Source organism: Mesorhizobium sp. M4A.F.Ca.ET.022.05.2.1 (genome assembly GCF_003998845.1).
Taxonomy (GTDB): Bacteria; Pseudomonadota; Alphaproteobacteria; order Rhizobiales; family Rhizobiaceae; genus Mesorhizobium.
This window is the reverse complement of record NZ_RZOJ01000333.1, coordinates 1-6,616: the sequence shown is the minus strand read 5'-3', so window position 1 is coordinate 6,616 and position 6,616 is coordinate 1. Positions and strand designations below refer to the sequence as shown.

Here is a 6,616-nt window from a genome sequence, read left to right as displayed (position 1 = left end):
CAGTCGTACCGACCCCCTCTGGCCTGCCGGCCATCTCCCCCTCAAGGGGAGAGACTAGCGGCACTGCGGACTGCGCCCACTCTCCGACTTTGGAGATTGGCGAAGGTCGAGGTGCGGGCTGATCTCCCTCCTTGAGGGGGAGATGGCCGGCAGGCCAGAGGGGGTCGCCTGCGACAGTCTCGGCCTCGTTGGCAGAGACTGAGACTTCACCTCCGACCCCTCTCCGGCTCGCTTGTCTCGCTCCGCTCAACGCGCTCTCCGACCCTCCCCTCAAGGGAGAGGATAAGGCCGGTGCTGGCCATTGGAATGGCGCCAAATCCTCATAGCCCTCAGCATTGATCCCGGCATAAGCGCCGATATCAAAATCCCGCGCGCCATCATTTTCATAACCCGACAGCGCGGCGTGCTCGGCGAAGATCTCGCCCGGCCCGGCATGCGCAAACGCCTCGGCAAATCCCATCCGCTTCGCCACTTCGGCGACGATCCACCAGTCCGGCCTTGCCTCACCGGGCGCCGGCAGGAAGGCGCGCTGGCGCGAGATGCGGCGCTCGGAATTGGTGACGGTGCCGTCCTTCTCGCCCCAGGCGGTGGCGGGCAGCGACACATGGGCATGGCGGACGGTATCGGTGCTCGCCAGCACGTCGGAAACCACCACAAACGGGCAGGCCTTGATCGCGGCTTCCACCGCATCGGCGTCCGGCATCGAATCGACCGGGTTGGTGGCCATGATCCAGAGCGCCTTGACGCGCCCGTCGGCCACCGCCCTGAACATGTCGACGGCCTTCAGGCCAGGGTTCGCGGCCATTGCTGGCGCATTCCAGAAACGGCGCACGCGGGCTCTGTGCGAAGGGTTTTCGATCTCCATATGGGCGGCGAGCATATTGGCGAGGCCGCCGACCTCGCGGCCGCCCATGGCGTTGGGCTGGCCGGTGACCGAGAACGGCCCTGCCCCGGGCTTGCCGATGCGGCCGGTGGCGAGATGGCAGTTGATGATGGCGTTGACCTTGTCGGTGCCTTGCGACGACTGGTTGACGCCCTGGCTGTAGACGGTGACGGTTTTTTCCGTTGCCGCGAACAACGCGTAGAAGTGCGAAAGCTCGTCCTCGCTCAAACCCGTGGCGGTGGCAATGCCGGCGAGATCGAGCGATGCGATAGCCGCCAGCGTCTCCTCGAAGCCTGAGGTATGTTCGGCAATATAAGCGCGGTCGAGCGCATCGTTCTTCGCGAGATGGGCAAGGACACCGGAAAACAGCGCGGTGTCGCCATCCGGCGCGATCGCCAGATGCTGGTCGGCGATGTCGGCGGTCATGGTGCGGCGCGGATCGACCAGCACGATCTTCATCCCGGGCCGCTTCTCGCGCGCCGCCGCGATGCGCTGGTAGAGCACGGGATGGCACCAGGCGAGATTGGAGCCGACCAGCACGATGAGATCGGCTAGCTCCAGATCCTCGTAGCAACCCGGCACCGTGTCGGAGCCGAAGGCGCGGCGGTGGCCGGCGACCGAGGAAGCCATGCAGAGCCGCGAATTGGTATCGATGTTGGCCGAGCCGACAAAGCCCTTCATCAGCTTGTTGGCGACGTAATAGTCCTCGGTCAGCAGCTGGCCTGACACATAAAAAGCGACCGCGTCCGGACCGTGCTCGGCGATGGTCTGCGAGAAGGTCGAGGCGACGAGGTCGAGCGCCTCGTCCCAGCCGGCGCGGCGGCCGTGGATTTCGGGATGGAGCAGCCGGTCATCGAGATCGATGGTCTCGGCGAGCGCCGAACCCTTCGAGCAGAGCCGGCCGAAATTCGCCGGATGATCGGGGTCGCCGCGGACGGTGACTTCACCGTCCGCGGCGACCTTCGCCAGCACGCCGCAGCCCACCCCGCAATAGGGGCAGGTGGTCCTCACCTCGCGTGCTTCGTCGATCTCCATGGGGTCAGGCCGCGCGGCTGGCCAGCGCTTCCAGCGCCAGGAACAGGCGCTCGCCTTCCCGCTTCACCGGGATGGTGCGCACCGAGCCCTCGTCGGCACCGAGCGCCTTGCCGGTCTCGAGCGAGATCACCCAATTGTGCAGCGGGCACGTCACCGCGGCGCCATGGACGATGCCTTGGCTCAGCGGTCCGCCCTTGTGCGGGCAATGATCCTCGATGGCGAAGACCTCGTCGTCGGCGGTGCGGAAGACGGCGATCTTGCCTTGCGGGGTGGCAACGCAGCGCGCGCCACGGCGGGGGATGTCGGTGATGGTGCCTATAGCGATCCAGGTCATTGAGTGAGGGCCTTTTGCTGCAAGTCGAGCCTGGTTGATCCGACCCCTTCTGGCCTGCCGGCCATCTCCCCCTCAAGGGGGGAGATTCCCAAGCCGCCTTGCTTTCGCCAATCGCCAAGGTTGGAGGAAGGGCGCCAAGGCCGAAGCTGCTGATCTCCCCACTTGAGGGGGAGATGGCCGGCAGGCCAGAGGGGGTTGGTACGACCGGATACCGACATCCTATTCGCAAGCATCTCCATCATTCCGCCGCCTCCGCGAACCCGACCGAGGCCATCGGCCGGAACTCGTGCTTGTCCTTGCCAGAAACGCGTTCCGACCACGGGTCGACCTGGGCGAATTTCTGGGAGAAGACGAAGCGCTCGTAGTAAGCCCTGCGCTTTTCGCCGTCGTCCATGATCTGGCGCTTGATCTCCTCGATACCGACGCGCTTGGCCCATTTGTAGATGCGCTCGAGATAGCGGGCCTGCTCGCGATACATCTGCGTCAGCGCCACGATATGCTCCAGCGCCTCGTCCTCGGTCCTGACCAGGCCGAGCACCTCGGTGCCCTTGATGTCGAGGCCGGCCGCCCCGGCGAAATGGATCTCGTAGCCACTGTCGACGCAGATGACGCCGACATCCTTGCAGGTCGCCTCGGCGCAGTTTCGCGGACAGCCCGACACCGCCATCTTCACCTTGGCCGGCGTCCACGAGCCCCACATGAACTTCTCGATGCGGATGCCCAAGCCGGTCGAATCCTGCGTGCCGAAGCGGCACCAGTCGGAGCCGACGCAGGTCTTCACCGTGCGCAGGCCCTTGGCGTAGGCATGGCCTGAGACGAAACCGGCCTGGCCGAGGTCGGCCCACACCGCCGGCAAGTCCTCCTTGCGGATGCCCAGCATATCGATGCGCTGGCCGCCGGTGACCTTGACCATCGGGATCTCGAACTTGTCGACGACGTCGGCGATGGCGCGCAGTTCGGAGGCGCTGGTGACGCCGCCCCACATGCGCGGCACCACCGAATAGGTGCCGTCCTTCTGGATGTTGGCGTGGACACGCTCGTTGATGAAGCGCGACTGGTAGTCGTCGGCATATTCGTCCGGCCAGTCGCAGACGAGATAGTAGTTGAGCGCCGGCCGGCATTTGGCGCAGCCGCAGGAAGTCTTCCACTCCAGCTCCTGCATCACCGCCGGAATGGTCTTCAGTCCCTTGGCCTTGATTAGCCGGCGCACCTCGTCGTGGCCGAGCGTGGTGCAGGAGCACATCGGCTGCACGGCGGCCGGGTTGTACGTGTCGCCGAGGGTCAGCACCATCAGCTTCTCGACCAGCCCCGTGCACGAGCCGCAGGAGGCGGACGCCTTGGTGTGCGCCCGGACATCGTCGAGCGAGGTCAGGCCCTTGCCGGTGATCGCACCGGTGATCTTGCCCTTGCAGACGCCGTTGCAGCCGCAGATTTCCGCATCATCCGGCAAGGCTGCAACGGCCGCCATAGGGTCCAGTGGGGCACCCCCCTGGTATGACTGGCCGAAGATAAGCGTGTCGCGCATCTCCGAAATATCGGTCTGCTTCTTCTTCAGGTCGTTGAACCAGGCGCCATCGGCGGTCTCGCCATAGAGCACGGTGCCGATGATGCGGTCGTCCTTCAGCACCAGGCGCTTGTAGACGCCGGCCGACGCATCGCGCAGCACGATCTCCTGGCGGTCGTCGCCATCGGCGAAGTCGCCGAGCGAGAACACCTCGATGCCGGTGACCTTGAGCTTGGTCGGCGTGTCCGAATGGACGAAAGCCGCCGTCTCGTCGCCGGCAAGCTGGCTGGCGGCGACGCGCGCCATCTCGTAGAGCGGCGCCACCAGACCGTAAACCATGCCGTTGACCTCGGCGCATTCGCCGAGCGCGAAGATGTCGGGGTCGTTGCTGCGCATGCCGGCATCGACGACTATGCCGCGGTTGACAGCAATGCCCGCCTCCTTGGCCAGCGCCGCGTTCGGCCGGATGCCGACCGCCATGACAACCAGCGTCGCCGAAATGATCGTGCCGTCGGCAAGCTCGACCTGCTCGACCTTGCCGTTGCCGGTGATGGCCTGGGTGTTGGCCTTGGTGATCACCTTGATGCCGCGCTCCTCCACGGCGCGCTGCAGGAGGTAGCCGGCGGCGGGATCGAGCTGACGCTCCATCAGCGTCGGCATGACGTGGAGCACGGTGACGTCCATGCCTTGCGCCTGCAGGCCGGCCGCGGCTTCCAGGCCGAGCAGGCCACCGCCGATGACCACGGCCTTGGTCCGCGACTGAGCGGCAAGCATCATGGCGCGAACGTCGTCCAGATCGCGATAGGTCAGCACGCCCGGCAGGTTGTTGCCCGGCACCGGGATGATGAACGGCACCGAGCCAGTGGCGATGACCAGCTTGTCGTAGGGTTCCGTCACGCCATGATCGGAGGTGACGGTCTTCGCCGCGCGGTCGATGGCGACTATTCTGTGGCCCTTGTAGAGGGTGATGCCGTGCTTGATGTACCAGCCGTCGCCGTGGATGATGATCTCTTCATAGGCCTTTTCGCCCGACAGGACCGGCGACAGCATGATGCGGTCGTAGTTCACGCGCGGCTCGGCGTTGAAGATGGTGACCTGGTAGCGATCCGGCGCCTTTTCCAGGAGATGCTCCAGCATGCGCCCGGGGGCCATGCCGTTGCCAATGATGACGAGTTTCTCGGTCATATTGCTGATCCGTTCCGGTTTCACTCGGCCGCGTAGGAAAGGGCTGGCGTCTCGGCCATCGAGGCGCGCTCCATGCGGCGGATGCTGAGGTGCATCCAGGCAAGGCAGCCGACGACGATGACGAAGAGCAGCATGAAGCAGCTCGACCAGACGCCGGTGAGATCGTTGAGCGCGCCGAAGGCGATCGGCAGGACGAAGCCGCCGAGCCCGCCGATCATGCCGACCATGCCGCCGACCGCGCCGACATTCTTCGGGTAGTAGACCGGGATGTGCTTGTAGACCGCGGCCTTGCCGAGGCTCATGAAGAAGCCGAGCACGCAGGCGACGGCGATGAAGGCGAGCGGGCCGATCTCGAAATGGAAGGCGATCGGCCCGCTGATGCCGCGCACGACGTAGTCTGCCGAGGGGAGAGACAGAACGAGAGTCGCGACGGCACAGACCGTGAAGGTCCAGTAGAGCACGGTGCGGGCGCCGACGCGGTCGGATAGCACGCCGCCATAGGCGCGGAAGATGCTAGCCGGGATCGAATAGGCGGCCCCAATCATGCCGGCGGTGGCGATGTTGAAGCCATAGACGCCGATCAGGTAGCGCGGCAGCCACAGCGACAGCGCCACGAACGCGCCGAAGACGAAGAAATAGTAGAAGGCGAAGCGCCACACCTGCAGGTTCTTCAGCGGCGCGAATTCCTGCCAGAAGCTCCTTGGCGGCGCCGCCCTGCCGGCACGGCGCTCGCGGATGACCGGATCGTCGCCGGTGGTAAACCAGAAGACGATGGCCATGACGACGACCGCCGCCGCCCAGATTTGCGCCACCGTCTGCCAGCCCCAGGCGAGCAGCACGAGCGGCGCCAGGAACTTGGTGACCGCGGCGCCGACATTGCCGACACCGAAGATGCCGAGCGCCGTGCCCTGCCTGCCGGCGGGGAAGAAGCGCGAAACATAGGCGACGCCGACGGCGAAGGAACCGCCGGCGAGACCGACGCCAAGCGCGGCGATCAGCATCTGCTCATAAGTATGCGCAAAAGAGAGCAGTAGGGTCGCGACCGCCGCCGAAAGCATGACGGCGGTGTAGACCAGCCGCCCGCCATAGCGATCGGTCCAGACGCCGAGCAGCATGCGCACGAGCGAGCCGGTGAGGATCGGCGTGCCGATGAGCAGGCCGAACTCCGTCTCGCTCAGCCCAAGCTCCTGCTTTATGCGCACGCCGATGATGGAGAAGATCGTCCACACCGCGAAGCAGACGGTGAAGGCGATGGTGGACATCACGAGCGCCTGCCTGGGTTCCTGGCTGGGCGCGGCTGGGAGAATTGCAGTCATGTCGGCTCCGGTTTGCGGCGTGGGAGGCGCCGCTCTTGTCTATTCGTTCGCGATTGTCAGCGACGGGCCATCGGCGTGCCGGTCGAAACCTCGCTGTGCGCGATCACTGCCGGCTCCTTGCCGTCCGTCTTGGTGCCGACGGGAAAGAGCAGCAGCGCGGCGGTGAACAGCGCGGCGGTCAATGCGCTGCTGGCCAGGAAATCGCGGCGGGTGAAGTCCTCGAGGGCCGCGTCAGTTCCGATCCGTTTCGTCATCGTCGTCTCCGGTTTGGCACCGCCTGGGATCGGCGCCGTCGATTGCGTGTTCGGTCAAAACAAAAAAGCTGCCGGCCAGGTCGCCCGCGTCCGTCCATCCGGGAT

General features: G+C 65.6%; 5 protein-coding genes. All 5 read right to left on the bottom strand.

Features of this window, described 5'->3' with window-relative positions:
- Positions 1-1,918, bottom strand: a 1,918-nt coding sequence (locus EN745_RS26620; protein ID WP_245487843.1) for a molybdopterin-dependent oxidoreductase, incomplete at its 3' end; no start/stop codon positions are given.
- A gap of 4 nt (positions 1,919-1,922) precedes the next feature.
- Positions 1,923-2,252: a nitrite reductase small subunit NirD gene (gene nirD, locus EN745_RS26615; protein WP_127407253.1), complete on the bottom strand. Its 330-nt coding sequence runs from the start codon at positions 2,250-2,252 to the stop codon at positions 1,923-1,925.
- Positions 2,253-2,490: 238 nt separating this feature from the next.
- Complete coding sequence (gene nirB / locus EN745_RS26610) at positions 2,491-4,941, bottom strand: nitrite reductase large subunit NirB (protein ID WP_127422636.1); 2,451 nt, start codon at positions 4,939-4,941, stop codon at positions 2,491-2,493.
- A gap of 20 nt (positions 4,942-4,961) precedes the next feature.
- Entirely contained in the window at positions 4,962-6,257 is a 1,296-nt protein-coding gene (locus tag EN745_RS26605; RefSeq protein ID WP_127422635.1) for a nitrate/nitrite transporter, read from the bottom strand.
- A gap of 56 nt (positions 6,258-6,313) precedes the next feature.
- Positions 6,314-6,511: a hypothetical protein gene (locus tag EN745_RS26600; protein ID WP_127422634.1), complete on the bottom strand. Its 198-nt coding sequence runs from the start codon at positions 6,509-6,511 to the stop codon at positions 6,314-6,316.
- Positions 6,512-6,616 lie beyond the last annotated feature (105 nt).